The 1237-nt window shown below is 52.5% G+C and carries 2 protein-coding genes; both read right to left on the bottom strand.

The features are described from left to right. Positions 1–232: 232 nt before the first annotated feature. On the bottom strand, positions 233–646 hold the full coding sequence (locus tag WS46_RS35160) for a hypothetical protein (RefSeq protein ID WP_156443102.1): 414 nt from the start codon (positions 644–646) through the stop codon (positions 233–235). 5 nt (positions 647–651) lie between these two features. Next, positions 652–1237 (bottom strand): RHS repeat-associated core domain-containing protein (locus WS46_RS36745; protein WP_306453741.1); only part of this gene is annotated, 586 nt, incomplete at its 5' end.

The raw sequence follows: 1237 nt of genomic DNA, 5'->3' as shown, positions 1-1237 counted from the left end.
GATCGAACGCAAACGTCTCCACGCCCAGCGACGACTGCGCGCGCGTGAGCCGGCCAATCGGATCGTACGCATACTGGCTGCCGGTTTCCACGCCGGCAAGAAGCTCCGCGTTCACGTTGAACTTGGCAAGTTCACCATCACTGTTGCTGAACGCCGAGATTCAACTCAGCACCCAGACGACAAGGGCAGCCCACGTGACCCTTCGGTCATTTCTCTTGCCACCTTTTAACGTCTATCCGTGAACTATCTCGAAACATTTCCCCACGTCGACACGCCTTGCAAGTAATTCTCCAATTTGACCGACTTTCAGAAAATTGCCCTCCTCTATGTCCACCAAATCGCCCGAGTTATTTTCAATATAGCCAGTCAAGCACGCTACTACGCTTTTGTTTTTCAATCTTTCACTCAAAAAACCAATCAATTGCCGCCTAGCACCCTCTCCCTCTTTTCTGAATATATCATTTGCAGCCTGCCGACTCCAATCCGTTACAAGCGCGCCCGTCATTTTCTTGCCCTTATAGCATATATCCACCCACCCCCCAAAAATCTCCGGAGGAATAGAAAATTTCCCGACAAGTGAAAAGTCATTGTAATCATTCGAGGTTGAATTATTTTTTTCGAAATAAATCAAAAAGTAAGACATCATGCCCCCTATTTTTTAGGGTAGAAAATATGTGCATCCCCAGCCACCCCTTCGTGATTATTTGGATGAACGTGCGGCAATCTGCCCTCCGTACTACCTGTAACTCTGTCAGGATGGGCGTCATGCTTCATCAATTTTCCACATGCACACCGCTTACCCAAGCTTATAGCATCACTACGATTGTCAGCATGGACGTCACCACCTCTCTGCACGCGAGAAATCGCTTGCTTATCGGTGATATCTCTCCCTAATTCGACTCGCTGAGCAGTTCGCGTCGCGACCCGGTAGCCCATTAAACCAAGTGGATCGATCCAGCTACTCGGATTCGGCGCGTACTGATAGACGTTGTCCCCACCCGCCAGCCCAATCGGGTCCTTGCTAACGAACCGCCCACTACCCGGATCGTAGTACCGATGCCGGTTGTAGTGCAGCCCCGTCTCTCGATCAAAGTACTGCCCCGCAAACCGCAGCGGATTCGCGATCCCGGCCTTGCGCGCCGCCTCGCTGATCACCTCCTGCGCTTCACCCCACGCCTGATAGCGTGCCGACCACGCCAGCTCACCCGCCTCGTCCGTCAACTCCTGCGGCGTGCCG

The sequence above is a fragment of the Burkholderia sp. RF4-BP95 genome (genome assembly GCF_001521985.1).
Taxonomy (GTDB): Bacteria; Pseudomonadota; Gammaproteobacteria; order Burkholderiales; family Burkholderiaceae; genus Burkholderia; species Burkholderia diffusa.
Note: the sequence above shows the minus strand (reverse complement) of the source record. Positions and strands in the feature narration are given on the sequence as shown.

Excerpts from the sequence above, each read along its gene's own strand:
- WS46_RS35160 (WP_156443102.1), bottom strand. The coding sequence starts at position 646 with ATGATGTCTTACTTTTTGATTTATTTCGAAAAAAATAATTCAACCTCG.